This is a genomic window from Streptomyces sp. NRRL S-244, from assembly GCF_000717915.1.
In the GTDB taxonomy this organism is placed as follows: Bacteria; Actinomycetota; Actinomycetes; order Streptomycetales; family Streptomycetaceae; genus Streptomyces.
In genome coordinates, this window is the sequence record NZ_JOCX01000039.1 from 1 (window position 1) to 14,072 (window position 14,072).

At 72.2% G+C, this 14,072-nt stretch carries 9 protein-coding genes and 1 pseudogene; 6 read left to right on the forward strand and 4 right to left on the reverse strand.

All coding sequences use genetic code 11. From position 1 onward, the window contains the following. Positions 1 to 507 (reverse strand): annotated as a pseudogene (locus tag IF02_RS35270) (CAP domain-containing protein); the annotation flags it as partial. A gap of 134 nt (positions 508 to 641) precedes the next feature. Between IF02_RS35270 and IF02_RS0129820 the strand changes: the two are divergent. From IF02_RS0129820 to IF02_RS0129835, 4 genes are all read left to right on the forward strand, one after another. Beyond that, complete coding sequence (locus IF02_RS0129820) at positions 642 to 923, forward strand: acylphosphatase (RefSeq protein WP_030162420.1); 282 nt, start codon at positions 642 to 644, stop codon at positions 921 to 923. 351 nt (positions 924 to 1,274) lie between these two features. After that, positions 1,275 to 1,490, forward strand: coding sequence for a hypothetical protein (locus IF02_RS0129825; RefSeq protein WP_030162422.1), 216 nt, complete (start codon positions 1,275 to 1,277; stop codon positions 1,488 to 1,490). Positions 1,491 to 1,710: 220 nt separating this feature from the next. Then, positions 1,711 to 5,586, forward strand: coding sequence for an AAA family ATPase (locus tag IF02_RS0129830; protein ID WP_030162424.1), 3,876 nt, complete (start codon positions 1,711 to 1,713; stop codon positions 5,584 to 5,586). 227 nt (positions 5,587 to 5,813) lie between these two features. Then, complete coding sequence (locus tag IF02_RS0129835) at positions 5,814 to 7,250, forward strand: sugar porter family MFS transporter (RefSeq protein WP_030162427.1); 1,437 nt, start codon at positions 5,814 to 5,816, stop codon at positions 7,248 to 7,250. A gap of 49 nt (positions 7,251 to 7,299) precedes the next feature. Here IF02_RS0129835 and IF02_RS0129840 read toward each other — a convergent pair whose 3' ends face one another. Both IF02_RS0129840 and IF02_RS0129845 read right to left on the reverse strand, forming a co-directional pair. Beyond that, positions 7,300 to 8,286, reverse strand: a complete 987-nt coding sequence (locus tag IF02_RS0129840) for an LLM class flavin-dependent oxidoreductase (protein WP_030162430.1) — start codon at positions 8,284 to 8,286, stop codon at positions 7,300 to 7,302. Between the two features lie 63 nt (positions 8,287 to 8,349). Continuing rightward, the gene (locus IF02_RS0129845) at positions 8,350 to 9,852 is read right to left on the reverse strand and encodes a cytosine permease (RefSeq protein ID WP_030162433.1); all 1,503 of its coding nucleotides are present in this window, start codon (positions 9,850 to 9,852) and stop codon (positions 8,350 to 8,352) included. A 143-nt stretch (positions 9,853 to 9,995) separates the two neighbouring features. Here IF02_RS0129845 and ftsY point away from each other — a divergent pair, with 143 nt between their 5' ends. Further along, on the forward strand, positions 9,996 to 11,216 hold the full coding sequence (ftsY, locus tag IF02_RS0129850; RefSeq protein ID WP_030162436.1) for a signal recognition particle-docking protein FtsY: 1,221 nt from the start codon (positions 9,996 to 9,998) through the stop codon (positions 11,214 to 11,216). A gap of 68 nt (positions 11,217 to 11,284) precedes the next feature. Here ftsY and IF02_RS0129855 read toward each other — a convergent pair whose 3' ends face one another. After that, positions 11,285 to 11,953, reverse strand: coding sequence for a bifunctional DNA primase/polymerase (locus IF02_RS0129855; protein ID WP_030162438.1), 669 nt, complete (start codon positions 11,951 to 11,953; stop codon positions 11,285 to 11,287). 408 nt (positions 11,954 to 12,361) lie between these two features. Between IF02_RS0129855 and IF02_RS0129860 the strand changes: the two genes are divergently transcribed. After that, positions 12,362 to 13,867 (forward strand): hypothetical protein, encoded by a 1,506-nt coding sequence (locus tag IF02_RS0129860; RefSeq protein ID WP_030162440.1) that lies wholly within the window; start codon positions 12,362 to 12,364, stop codon positions 13,865 to 13,867. The last annotated feature ends 205 nt before the right edge of the window (positions 13,868 to 14,072 follow it).

Sequence of the window (14,072 nt, forward strand, 5' to 3'; positions counted from 1 at the left end):
GGCCGAGGGGGCGGGCGGCTTGGGGGCGGCCGTCTTCGGCGGTACCGGCAGCGGGACCGGGACCTGCGGCAGGCTCTTCTGCGGCTTCGCCTGCACCTTGGCGGAGGGGGATGCGGAGGCGGACGGGGTGGGCGAGGCGGAAGGGCTCGCCGAGGCCGACGGGGAAGGGGATGCGGACGGCGAGGGAGAGGCCGAAGGTGACGGGCTGCTCGCGTCGGGGCCCGCGGAGGCGCGGCCGGAGAGGTTGGCGAGGCCGCCCCCCTGCTGCTCGGTCACGGGGTCCGGACTCGGCGAGGCGTCGGCCTCCGCCTCGGCTTGCGTTTTCGCGGCCGAGCCGTCGGCGCTGACACCGACATAGGGGAAGGAAGTGCCGACCGGCACCATGCCGGTGGTCACCGCCGCCGTACCGAGGACCACGGCCACGGCCCCGCCCAGCAGGGCGGTGCGCACGAGGGTGCGGCGGTTGCCGTCGCGGCCCGGCGCGGCGTGAAGTCGGTGGCGTCCCATCGGCGACGTGCCTTCCTTGCGGTCAAGATCATCCCTTACTCACCCAAATGGGTGAGTTCACTGGTGCGCGACTGTACGCGATGGGGCGCCGGGGCGATGTGGGGCGAAACTCTCCGCCCCGTTAGCGTTCACGCATGAATGAAGATGTCCGCATGACCGCGTGGGTGCGCGGCCGTGTACAGGGAGTGGGCTTCCGCTGGTTCACCAGGGCCAATGCTCTGGAGATCGGCGAGGTCGTCGGGTTCGCGCTCAACCTCGACGACGGGCGAGTACAGGTGGTGGCCGAAGGTCAACGTGAGAATTGCCACCGGCTGCTCGACTGGCTGCGCTCCGCCGACACGCCCGGGAGGGTGGACGGAGTGACAGAGATCTGGGGCACACCGCGCGGTGGCTACGACGGGTTCGCGATCCGCTGAGCGATCGGCTGATCATGTACTGATCACATCTCCCGACGGTCCGCACCAGGCCGGATCTGCGCGTTCCGCTGCCGATGCCTTGCCGGACGCGGCGTTCCGTGGAAGGGTCGAAGCAGCGGACGATCTCCACGTCCCTTGGGAGAGACGGGCTGCCCGCCGATACGGGGCGTGATCGTGTTGACCGTCAAACTTTTTGGTGAGACGCTGGAAGCCCCGCGCACCTGAGCTGTTTGGCAGTGCTGGCACTAGTAAGTGCAGTGACTGACAGTCGCTGCCGGACATCCGCGGGTGCGATTCCCTCACGACCCACACCGCTCTCGGTCGGTCACTCAGTGTGGAGGACCATCCATCATGGCAAAGGCGCTTCTCGGTTACGTCGGCGGTTCCGATCCGCGACTCCTCGCCGAGATGCGACGGCTTCAGCAGCGCGTCCAGGACCTCGAGTCCGAGCTCGTACGGATTCAGTCCGAAAATGACGCGCTGAACGCGGCCGCCGCTCAGCACGGAGACTCGCTGTTGGACCGCATCGACATCGACGTACCCCAGGCGGAGCCTGCGCTCACCTGATCCGCGTTCTACTCGTCGCTTCGACTCCAGCCCCGCATGATCTGCAAGGGACGCTTCGGCGTCCCTTCTTTCTTGGCCGCCTCGGCCGCCGGCCGCGTCCGTGGTCCGCGAGAGTGGCGCGCGAGCGCGTTGGGCCAGGTGGGGGACCGATTCCTTTAACGTCAGTTGTGCCCTGCACCTTCATGGGTGAAACCGAACGTGAAAGGTAGAGTCCGGCGGCGTGCACCTCAAGTCCCTGACCCTGCGTGGCTTCAAGTCCTTCGCCTCCGCAACCACCCTGCGCTTCGAGCCCGGCATCACGTGTGTCGTGGGCCCCAACGGCTCGGGCAAGTCCAATGTGGTGGACGCGCTGTCCTGGGTCATGGGGGAGCAGGGCGCCAAATCCCTGCGCGGCGGCAAGATGGAGGACGTCATCTTCGCCGGCACCACCGGGCGGCCGCCGCTCGGGCGGGCCGAGGTGTCACTGACCATCGACAACTCCGACGGCGCCCTGCCGATCGAGTACGCCGAGGTCACGATCACGCGCATCATGTTCCGCGGCGGCAGCAGCGAGTACCAGATCAACGGGGACACCTGCCGGCTGCTCGACATCCAGGAGCTGCTCTCCGACTCGGGCATCGGCCGCGAGATGCACGTCATCGTCGGCCAGGGCCAGCTGGACTCCGTCCTGCACGCCGATCCGATGGGCCGGCGCGCCTTCATCGAGGAGGCGGCCGGCGTACTCAAGCACCGCAAGCGCAAAGAGAAGGCGCTGCGGAAGCTGGACGCGATGCAGGCGAACCTCGCGCGCGTACAGGACCTCAACGAGGAACTGCGGCGCCAGCTGAAGCCGCTGGGGCGGCAGGCCGCGGTGGCCCGGCGGGCGGCCGTCATCCAGGCCGACCTGCGCGATGCGCGGCTGCGGCTGCTCGCCGACGACCTGGTGACGCTGCGGGGCGCGCTCGACGCGGAGATCGCGGACGAGGCGGCGCTGAAGGAGCGCAAGGAGGCGGCCGAGGCGCAGCTCGCGCAGGCCCTGCGGCGCGAGGCGGAGCTTGAGGAAACGGTGCGGCAGTTGACGCCGCGGCTCCAGCGGGCGCAGCAGACCTGGTACGAGCTGTCCCAGCTGGCCGAGCGGGTACGGGGGACTGCCTCCCTGGCCGATGCCCGGGTCAAGTCGGCCTCGGCCGCGGCCCCCGAGGAGGAGCGGCGCGGCCGCGATCCGGAGGACATGGAGCGGGAGGCCGCCCGGATCCGCGAGCAGGAGGCGGAGCTGACGGCCGCGCTGGAGGCGGCGTCGCGGGCGCTGGAGGACACCGTCGAGCACCGGGCGGAGCTGGAGCGGTCGCTGGCCGCGGAGGAGCGGCGGCTGCGGGACGCGGCGCGGGCCATCGCCGATCGGCGCGAGGGGCTGGCGCGGATGAGGGGGCGGCTGGGCGCGGCCCGGTCCCGGGCCGGGGCGGCGCAGGCGGAGATCGACCGGCTGGTGGCGGCGCGGGACGCGGCCGAGTCCCGGGCCGGGGCCGCGCAGGCGGAGTACGAGGCACTGGCCGAGGAGGTCGGCGGGCTCGAAGACCCGGCGGTGGACGAGGAGTACGCGGCGGCGCGGGCGGAGCTCGCGGCGGCGGAGGCCGCGCTGGCGCAGGCGCGGGACGCGGTGGCGGCCGCGGAGAAATCACGGGCGGCGGTGTCGGCGCGGCGGGACGCGCTGGCGCTCGGGCTGCGGAGGAAGGACGGCACGGGGGCGCTGCTCGCCGCGCGGGAGCGGCTGGCGGGGCTGCTCGGCCCGGCGGCGGAGCGGCTGTCGGTGACCCCGGGGTACGAGGTCGCGGTGGCGGCGGCGCTGGGAGCGGCGGCGGATGCGCTGGCGGTGTCCTCGCCGGGCGCGGCGGCCGCCGCCATCCGGCACCTCAGGGATACGGACGCGGGCCGGGCCACCCTCCTGATCACGCACGCACCGACCGGGGTCCCGATCCCGGGCCAGGCCGATGCCGAGCCCCTGGCGGGTGCGGCGGATGCGCCGTCGGGGATCCCGTTCCCGGGCCAGGCTGCCACCGGCGTCGATGCCGCGGATCCGGCGCGGCCTTCGGCCGAGACCCCGGTCGCGGGGGAGTGCGCGGCCGACGGGGTCGCGCCGGGGGGAGCTTTCCCCCACCCCGCCCCTTCCCGGAACCGAGGCTCCGCCCCGGACCCCGCGGCTCAAACGCCGGCGGGGCCGGAGGGGTCTGACCGGGGCTCCGCCCCGGGGACCGGCGCTCAGGCAGTGGCATGGCCCGCCGCGGGGGCCGTGTCGGCGCCGACGTCTGTCGCCGGCGGTGTCGTGCCCGCCGGGGGGCTGGTGCAGGGGGATGCCGGGCTGGTGCGGGCCGTGGGGTGGGTGCTGCGGGAGTACGTCGTCGTCGGGGGGCTCGACGAGGCCGAGCGGGTCGTCGGGGCGCGGCCCGATCTCGTGGCCGTGACCCTGGACGGGGACGTGCTCGGTGCGCACCTCGCGCACGGCGGGTCCGCCGGGGCTCCCAGCCTGATCGAGGTGCAGGCCGCCGTCGACGAGGCGGATGACGAGCTGGTCCGGCTGGATGCCGAGTGCGCGGAACGCGGCTCGGCGCGGGAGCGGGCCCACGAGCTGCGGCGGGAGCTCGTGGCGCGGGTCGAGGAGATCGGTGAGCGGCGGCGGGCCGGGGAGCAGGCCCGGGCCGGGGTGGCGCAGCAACTGGGGCGCCTCGCCGGGCAGGCGAAGGGCGCCGCGGGCGAGGCCGAGCGCAGCGCCGCCGCCGCGGCCAAGGCCCAGGACGCCCTGGAGCAGGCGCTGGCCGAGGTCGAGGAGTGCGCCGAACGGCTCGCCATCGCCGAGGAGAACGACCCCATCGGGGACGGTGGCGCGGGGGAGCCGGACACCGCCGTGCGCGACCGGCTCGCCGCCGACGGGGCCAACGCCCGCCAGACCGAGATGGAAGCCCGGCTCCAGCTCAGGACCCACGAGGAGCGGGTCAAGGGGCTGGCCGGACGGGCCGATTCCCTGGACCGCGGCGCCCGCGCAGAACGCGAGGCCCGCGCCCGCGCCGAGCGCCGCCGGGCCAGGCTGCGCCACGAGGCCGAGGTGGCCCGCGCCGTCGCCGACGGGGCCCGGCAGCTCCTCGCGCACCTGGAGGTCTCGCTCCACCGGGCGGAGCAGGAGCGCGCCGCCGCCGAGTACGCCAAGGGCCTGCGCGAACGGGAGCTCGGCGAGGCCCGGACCCGGGGCCGCGACCTCAAGGGCGAGCTCGACAAGCTCACCGACTCCGTGCACCGCGGCGAGGTGCTCGGCGCCGAGAAGCGGCTGCGCATCGAGCAGGTGGAGTCGCGTGCACTGGAGGAGTTCGGGATGGAGTCGGCGAGCCTCGTCGCCGAGTACGGGCCGGACCAGCCCGTACCGCCGAGCCCGCCCGCCGACGGGGAGGACCCGGACGCCGACGCCGAGCCGGGGCCCTTCGTACGGGCGCAGCAGGAGAAGCGGCTGAAGGCGGCTGAGCGCGCGTACCAGCAGCTCGGCAAGGTCAACCCGCTCGCCCTGGAGGAGTTCGCGGCGCTGGAGGAGCGCCACCGCTTCCTCAGCGAGCAGTTGGAGGATCTGCGCAAGACCCGGGCCGATCTCCTTCAGGTAGTGAAGGAAGTCGACGAGCGTGTCGAGCAGGTGTTCAGCGAGGCCTACCGGGACACGGCCCGGGAGTTCGAGGGGGTGTTCTCGCGGTTGTTCCCCGGCGGCGAGGGCCGGCTGATCCTCACCGATCCCGACAACATGCTGACCACCGGCGTGGACGTGGAGGCCCGCCCGCCGGGCAAGAAGGTCAAGCGGCTTTCGCTGCTCTCCGGCGGCGAGCGCTCGCTGACCGCCGTCGCCCTGCTGGTGTCCATCTTCAAGGCCCGGCCCAGCCCGTTCTACGTGATGGACGAGGTCGAGGCCGCGCTCGACGACACCAACCTGCAGCGGCTGATCCGGATCATGGAGGAGCTGCAGGAGAGCTCGCAGCTGATCGTGATCACGCACCAGAAGCGGACGATGGAGGTCGCCGACGCGCTGTATGGCGTCTCCATGCAGGGCGACGGCGTCTCCAAGGTCATCAGCCAGCGGCTTCGCTGAGCTGACCCTCGTTCATTCGAGAAATGAACGCCGTGCATCGAACCGTGCCCGATCCGCCTGATCTCATGCGAACTTCTCCCACCCTATTGACTTCAAGAAATGAACACATAGGCTCGCTCCCGCTGCCTTTCCCTTCGGGTGGTGCCGGATCTTCAGCTGTGCGCCACTGGAAGGAACCACCCCCACCCGAGCCCGTCACCGCAGCCGGGCACCCGCAGGAGCAGACCTTGACCAGCAGCACAGCGCAGTCGCCGGTGCCGGGCGGCGGCGGCCGGGCCGCCCACCCCGACCACCTCGGGCACGTCATCTTCATCGCCGCCGCGGCCGCCATGGGCGGCTTCCTCTTCGGCTACGACAGCTCGGTCATCAACGGCGCGGTCGTCGCCATCCGCGAGCGGTTCGACGTCGGTTCGGCCGTACTCGCCCAGGTGATCGCCGCCGCACTGATCGGCTGCGCGCTCGGCGCGGCCACCGCCGGCCGCATGGCCGACCGGATCGGCCGCATCCGCTGCATGCAGATCGCCGCGGTCCTCTTCACCGCGAGCGCGATCGGCTCCGCCCTCCCCTTCGCCCTCTGGGACCTCGCCTTCTGGCGCGTCGTCGGCGGCTTCGGCATCGGCATGGCCTCCGTCATCGGCCCCGCCTACATCGCCGAGGTCTCCCCGGCCGCCTACCGCGGTCGGCTCGCCTCGTTCCAGCAGGCCGCGATCGTCATCGGCATCGCCGTCTCCCAGCTCGTCAACTGGGGGATCCTGAACCTCGCCGACGGCGACCAGCGCGGGGAGATCGGCGGCCTGGAAGCCTGGCAGTGGATGCTCGGCGTCATGGTCGTCCCGGCCGTGCTCTACGGGCTGATGTCCTTCGTCATCCCGGAGTCCCCCCGCTTCCTCGTCTCCGTCGGCCGTACCGACGACGCCAAGAAGGTGCTGACCGAGGTCGAGGGCTCGAAGATCGACCTGGACGGGCGCGTCGCCGAGATCGAGCACGCCATGCGCTCCGAGCACAAGTCCACCTTCAAGGACCTGCTCGGCGGCCGCTTCGGCTTCCTGCCCATCGTCTGGATCGGCATCGGCCTGTCCGTCTTCCAGCAGCTCGTCGGCATCAATGTGATCTTCTACTACAGCTCCTCGCTGTGGCAGTCGGTCGGCATCGACCCGAGCTCCTCGTTCCTGTACTCCTTCGAGACCTCCGTCGTGAACATCATCGGCACGGTGATCGCGATGATCTTCGTCGACCGGATCGGCCGCAAGCCGCTCGCGCTCATCGGCTCGGTCGGCATGGCGATCTCCCTGGGGCTCGCCGCGTGGGCCTTCTCCTACAAGGACACCAGCGGCGGTGACATCGCCCTGCCGCACACCCAGGGGCTCGTCGCCCTCGTCGCCGCCAACTGCTTCGTGCTCTTCTTCGCCCTGTCCTGGGGCGTGGTGGTCTGGGTGCTCCTCGGCGAGATGTTCCCCGGACGCATCCGCGCCGCCGCCCTCGGCGTGGCGGCCGCCGCCCAGTGGATCGCCAACTGGGTCATCACCGTCACGTTCCCGTCGCTGTCGGACTGGAACCTGTCCGGTGCGTACGTCATCTACGCGATCTTCGCCGCGCTCTCGATCCCGTTCATCCTCAGGTGGGTGCCGGAGACCAAGGGCAAGGCGTTGGAGGAGATGGGGTAACCACCCCCGCCAACACCCCCTCTCCTCTTACGGCAGGTGCTGCCCCCGCTCAGTCCTTGAGCCGGGGCAGCACCTGTTCGCACAACAGGTGCAGGCTGCGCCAGCCCTCGTCCAGCGGCATCCCGCCGCACAGCGGGTGCAGCACCAGGTTCCCCGCCTCGCCCGCCCCCCGGGCGTACGCGACCGCCTCGTCCGGGGTCAGCACCCGGTACACGCCCTCCGCGCGCAGCTCCGCCACCGAGCGCGCGGCCGACCGTACGGCGCTGCGGATGTCCTTCGACTGCCACGAGGCGTACATGCCCGCCTCGTGCAGGAAGCGGTCGCCGTACTCGGCCCAGACCCGGTCCGGGTCCTCCGCGATGTGCAGCAGCGGAGTCTCGGCCGCGGGCATCATGCAGAAGCCATCCGTCCCGTGCTCCGCGAGCTGCGCCTGGTAGTACGCCTCCAGCTCCGGCAGGTGCGCGCTGGGGAAGAACGGCAGCCCGAGCCGGGCCGCACGGCGGGCCGCGGCCTTGGAGCTGCCCCCGACCAGGAGCAGCGGGTGCGGCTGCGTGAACGGCCGCGGGGTGACCCGTACGGTACGGCCGCGGTACTCGAACGGCTCGCCGGTCCACGCCCGCAGCAGGGTCTCCAGCAGCTCGTCCTGGAGCCGGCCGCGCCGGCCCCACTCGACGCCGTGCTGCTCGTACTCCTCGGGCCGGTAGCCGATGCCCGCGACCGTGACGAGACGGCCGCCGCTCAGCAGGTCGAGGACCGCGATGTCCTCCGCCACCTTCAGCGGGTCGTACAGCGGGCCGATGATCGCCGAGACGGTGACCGCGATCCGGCGGGTGGCGCCGAAGACCGCGCCCGCGAAGGCGAACGGCGAGGGCAGCCAGTTGTTGGCGGCGCCGTGGTGCTCCTCGGTCTGGACGGTGTCGATGCCGCGGTCGTCCGCGTACCTCGCCATCTCCAGCGCGGCCTTGTAACGGGCGGAGAGGGTCTCGGGGGTGCCGTTCGGGTCGACGAGATTGAACCGGGCCACGGTGATGGGCATGGAGAAGTCCCCCTTCGCCGGATGTGGGTGCGCGGGCGAAGGGGGACGTTAGCTGACGTGGCGTCAGTTGGACAGGGATCCGGCGGAGGCGAGCGCGGGCTCCCCGGCCCCGGCCGCGGGGGCGGCCGGAGCCGCCGTGCGCGGCAGTACGGCGTACAGCACGCCGGACGTGACGATGCCGGCCGCCCAGCCCAGGCCGTTCTGCCCGATCCAGGTGTCGGCGAGCGGCCCGCCGAACCAGTCGACCTTGGTGAAGAGCAGCCCCACGACCAGGGCCACGCCCCACGCGGTCATGGCCTGCCAGGCGTACCCGCCCCGGTACCAGTAGGCGCTGGTGCGGGTGGTGTCCAGCAGCGCGGCGCCGTCGTACGAGGTCCTCCGCAGCATGTCGACGCCGAAGACGCCGATCCACGCGGAGAACGCCACGGCCAGCAGCGTCAGGAAGGAGATGAACGAGCCGAAGAAGCTGGTCGCGACCACCATCAGCAGGAAGCCGAAGACCAGGCTGATGACGGCGTTGACGCTGACGGCCGCCGCGCGCGGGACCTTGATGCCGAGGGTCTGCGCCGTGAAGCCGGCCGAGTACATGGACATCGAGTTGATCAGCAGCATGCCGACGAGCGCGATCAGCAGGTACGGCACCGCGATCCAGGCGGGCAGCAGATTGCCGATGAAGGAGACCGGGTCCTGCGCCGTGGCCAGGTCCGGGGTGCCGACCGCCATGACCGCGCCCATGAGCACCATCGGGATCACGACGACGGCCGCGCCGCCGATCGTCGCGCCGACCATGCCCTTGGCGGAGGCCGTACGCGGCAGGTAGCGGGTGAAGTCCGGGCCGGACGGGACCCAGCTGATGCCGCCCGCGGCGATGGTGCCGATGCCGGCGATCATCATCGCCGTCGAGCCGGCCGGCTTGTCGAAGACGGCGGACCAGTCGGTCTCCGCGACCAGATAGCCCAGCACGAGCACGCTGAAGGCGCCGAAGAGGTACGTCGACCAGGTCGAGCACTTGCGCAGCGCGCTGATGCCGAGGCCCGACACCAGGAAGGTGCAGCCGACGAAGAGCAGCAGGGTGACCATGATCAGGGCGGTGTTCTTCCGCACGCCGAACAGCAGGTCCAGCACGGTGAGCATGGCGAAGGCGCCGCTGACCGCGTTGATGGTCTCCCAGCCCCAGCGGGCGACCCAGATCAGGGCGCCGGGGAAGAGGTTGCCGCGCTGGCCGAACACGGCCCGCGAGAGCGCCATGCCGGGGGCGCCGCCGCGCTTGCCGGCGATCGAGATCAGCCCGACGATCCCGTACGAGACGACCGGCGCGGCGATCGCCACGACCAGCACCTGCCAGATGTTGAGCTTGTTGAAGATGACCAGGCCGGCGCCCATGGTCAGCAGCAGCACGCTGATGTTGGCGGCGACCCAGGTGGGCACGAGCTCGCGGACCCGGCCGCTGCGCTCGCTGTCCGGGACGGGCTCCAGGCCGCGGGTCTCCACCGACGTCTCGGCCGAGGCCGGGGCGGAGGTCTCGGTCGGCGTCGGTATCGCGCCGTCGGCGGGCTCGGCAGGCATGCGGTACTCCGGTGGGCAGGGCGTACGGGTAAGTCGCCCATCATCGTAGATGTGCCGCCAAGTCCACAAATAGAGACTTACGGCCCAGCCGGAACCGCCGGAGACGGGGGTCCGGGGCCGCCGTGGCCGATACTGGACGGGTTATGGACATCCTCATCCTTGCTGTAGTCATCGCCCTGGTCGCGGTCGGCGCGATCAGCGGGCTCGTGGTCAGCAGCCGCAAGAAGAAGCAGCTGCCGCCCTCGCCGCCGCCGAGCACGCCGACCATCACTGCCCCGCCCGCCGAACCGCAGGTGGGGGAGGACGCCGTAGAGACGGCGGAAGAACCCCGCCGCACGATCGAGGAGGTCGTCCTCCCCGAAGCGGAGGCTGCGGCTCCCGAGGCGCCCGCCGTCGTCGCCGAGCCCGAGGCGCCGGCCGCCCCCGAGATCGAGGTGCCCGAGCCCACCGCCGGCCGCCTGGTCCGGCTGCGCGCCCGCCTCGCCCGGTCGCAGAACTCGCTCGGCAAGGGGCTGCTCACGCTGCTGTCGCGCGAGCACCTCGACGAGGACACCTGGGAGGAGATCGAGGAGACCCTCCTGATCGCCGACGTCGGTGTCGTGCCGACGCAGGAGCTCGTGGACCGGCTCCGCGAGCGGGTCAAGGTGCTCGGCACCCGCACCCCCGCGGACCTGCGCGCCCTGCTCAAGGAGGAGCTGCTGACCCTGGTCGGCACCGACTTCGACCGCGCCGTGAAGACCGAGAGCGGCACCGACACCCCGGGCGTCGTGATGGTCGTCGGCGTCAACGGCACCGGCAAGACCACCACCACCGGCAAGCTGGCCCGCGTGCTCGTCGCCGACGGCCGCTCCGTGGTGCTCGGCGCGGCCGACACCTTCCGCGCCGCCGCCGCCGACCAGCTCCAGACCTGGGGCGACCGCGTGGGCGCCCGTACGGTGCGCGGCCCCGAGGGCGGCGACCCGGCCTCGATCGCCTACGACGCGGTCAAGGAGGGCATCGCCGAGGGAGCCGACGTGGTGCTCATCGACACCGCCGGCCGCCTCCACACCAAGACCGGCCTCATGGACGAGCTCGGCAAGGTCAAGCGCGTCGTGGAGAAGCACGGCCCGCTGGACGAGGTCCTGCTGGTCCTGGACGCCACCACCGGCCAGAACGGCCTGACCCAGGCCCGCGTCTTCGCCGAGGTCGTGGACATCACCGGCATCGTGCTGACCAAGCTCGACGGCACCGCCAAGGGCGGCATCGTCGTCGCCGTCCAGCGCGAGCTCGGCGTCCCGGTCAAGCTCGTCGGCCTCGGCGAGGGCCCCGACGACCTCGCGCCCTTCGAGCCGGAGGCGTTCGTGGACGCCCTGATCGGCGACTGAGCGCAGCCCGTACGCATGACGGCGCCCCCGCGTTCCGCCCGGAACGCGGGGGCGCTGCCGTATGCCCTCTAGCGCCGCAGCCGGTGGCAGATGTACGCGAGGGTGCCGAGCAACAGCCGGGCCTGCGGCGGGCCGCCCGCGGAGTCCAGCGCGGGCGGGCGCAGCCAGCCGACCGGGCCCAGGCCCGCGTGGTCGGACGGCGGGGCGGTCAGGAAGGCGCCGGGCCCCAGGGCCCGCAGGTCGAGGTCGGCGTCGTCCCAGCCCATCCGGTACAGCAGCTGCGGCAGCTCGGCGGCCGCGCCCGGGGCCACGAAGAACTGGGCCCGGCCGTCCGGGGTCGCGGTGACCGGCCCGAGCGGCAGGCCCATCCGCTCCAGGCGCACCAGCGCCCGGCGCCCGGCCTCCTGCGAGACCTCGATGACGTCGAAGGCGCGGCCGACGGGGAGCAGTACCGCCGCGCCGGGGTAGCCGCCCCAGGTCTCGGTGACCTCGTCGAGGGTGGCGCCGGCCGGGACCGTCGGGGCGAGGGGCAGCGGATGGGCCCCGGGCGCGCTGCAACTCGTATGACCGCAGGAGCAGCCGCGGGCGGGGGCCGCGGCCCGGGCGCCGGGGACCACGTCCCAGCCCCACAGTCCGGTGTACTCCGCGACCGCCGTGCACTCCGACGTCCGGCCGCGGCGCCGCGAGCCGGAACGGAACTCCTTGGTGCTGCGGCTGCCGCCGATCGTGAAGCCCATGCCCATGCCCCCTCCAACGGGTCGGACGCGCAGGTGGTTACGACGTCGGTGGGACGGGATGCGGGGCCGGGTGCGAGCCCGGTGCCCGGAGGGGCTGCCCGGCGCACTCCTCGCCGCGCGCGCCCCTGCTGCACTCCCGTACATCCGATCGTTTTCGCCTCGGTGTCAAGTGAATCGCGCCTGGCGGGTGGCTAGTTCATTCAAAGGGGTGGCGAATGGTGGCGTTTCTGGAATCGACCTCGCGGAGGGGGTGATCGTAGGATTACTTTCAGTGCACCAAACCCCGAAGGCGGGCCGTCCGTGGTTATGCCGGAGGCAACCTGTGGAGGATCTGTGAAGGTCCGTGGCGGCGCTCGCCGGCCCAGCCAGGGTTTCGTGTGAAGAGGCTGAGTGGATGGGGGCGTTCCAGTGAGCGGCAACGGCGCAAGCGGAACGAGCGTGGAGCCGGAGGTCCCGGGCTCCGCGGCCCGCAATGAGCAACTGACCTCCTGGTTCGTCCGCAGCGGCTGGTCGAAGGGCGAGCTCGCCCGCCAGGTGAACCGGCGCGCCCGGCAGATGGGCGCCCACCACATCAGCACGGACACCTCCCGGGTGCGCCGCTGGCTCGACGGCGAGCAGCCCCGCGAGCCCGTCCCGCGGATCCTGTCCGAGCTGTTCTCCGAGCGCTTCGGCTCCGTCGTCGCCATCGAGCAGCTGGGGCTGCGCACCGCCCACCAGACGCCCTCCGTCTCCGGCGTCGACCTGCCCTGGGCCGGCCCGCAGACCGTCGAGCTGCTCGGTGAGTTCTCCCGCAGCGACCTGATGCTGGCCCGCCGCGGCTTCCTGGGGACCTCGCTGGCCCTCTCCGCCGGCCCCGCCCTCATCGAGCCCATGCAGCGCTGGCTCGTCCCGGTCGCCGCCGCCGACCAGGGCCCCCGCGAGGCGGGTGCTTCCGGCGCCCTCAGCGGCCACCGCCCGCCCCGGCTCTCCGAACCGGAACTCGGCCTCCTCGAAGCCACCACCGTCATGTTCCGCCAGTGGGACGCCCAGTGCGGCGGCGGACTGCGCCGCAAGGCCGTCGTGGGCCAGCTGCACGAGGTGACCGACCTGCTCCAGGAGAACCACCCGGCCCCCGTCATGCGCCGGCTCTTCAAGGTCGCCGCGGAACTCGCCGAACTGGCCGGCTGGATGAGCTACGACATCGGGCTGCACCCCACCGCGCAGAAGTACTTCGTCCTCGCGCTGCACGCCGCCAAGGAGGGCGGGGATAAGCCGCTCGGCTCGTACATCCTCTCCAGCATGAGCCGCCAGATGATCCACCTCGGCCGCCCCGAGGACGCCCTGGAACTCATCCACCTCGCCCAGTACGGCAGCCGCGACTGCGCCGGCCCGCGCACCCAGGCCATGCTGTATGCGATGGAGGCCCGCGCCTACGCCAACATGGGCCAGCCCAGCCGCTGCAAACGAGCCGTCCGGATGGCCGAGGACACCTTCTCCGACGTCGACTTCGGCGGCGAGCCCGAACCCGACTGGATCCGGTTCTTCTCCGAGGCCGAGCTGAACGGCGAGAACTCCCACTCGTACCGCGACCTGGCCTACGTGGCCGGGCGCAGCCCCATGTACGCCTCGCTCGCCGAACCGGTGATGCAGCGGGCCGTGGACCTCTTCGAGAAGGACGACGAGCACCAGCGCTCGTACAGCCTCAACCTGATCGGCATGGCCACCGTGCACCTGCTCCGGCGCGAGCCCGAGCAGGCCGTCGTCCTCGTCGACCGCGCCCTGAAGGTGGCGGAAAAGGTGCGCTCCGAACGGGTCAATACGCGGATCCGCAAGACCGTCGACACCGCCGCCCGTGAGTACGGAGACGTCGCCGACGTGGTCCAGCTGACCGACCAGCTCGCCTCCCGGCTCCCCGAAGCCGCGGAGGCCGTCTGACGGTCCGCGCGGCCGCCCCCGAAGGCCCCGGCCGCGGCAGTCACCCCGTGAAGCCCGATCAGGCTCCCCCAGCCAGGTCCCCCGGGTACTGCCGCGGCCGGTTTGCGTCCCGGTCCCGTTCATGGACGCGTAACACAGCCGACCTCTTCGTCACGGACGCGAAACACCCAGCGGCGCCGCCGGAAACCCCCCTGCGCGAATCTCA

Bases quoted from the DNA above. Each gene is read 5' to 3' on its own strand.
- ftsY (WP_030162436.1), top strand. From the start codon at position 9,996: ATGGACATCCTCATCCTTGCTGTAGTCATCGCCCTGGTCGCGGTCGGC.
- IF02_RS0129855 (WP_030162438.1), bottom strand. From the start codon at position 11,953: ATGGGCTTCACGATCGGCGGCAGCCGCAGCACCAAGGAGTTCCGTTCC.
- IF02_RS0129845 (WP_030162433.1), bottom strand. From the start codon at position 9,852: ATGCCTGCCGAGCCCGCCGACGGCGCGATACCGACGCCGACCGAGACC.
- IF02_RS0129820 (WP_030162420.1), top strand. From the start codon at position 642: ATGAATGAAGATGTCCGCATGACCGCGTGGGTGCGCGGCCGTGTACAG.
- IF02_RS0129825 (WP_030162422.1), top strand. From the start codon at position 1,275: ATGGCAAAGGCGCTTCTCGGTTACGTCGGCGGTTCCGATCCGCGACTC.
- IF02_RS0129840 (WP_030162430.1), bottom strand. From the start codon at position 8,286: ATGCCCATCACCGTGGCCCGGTTCAATCTCGTCGACCCGAACGGCACC.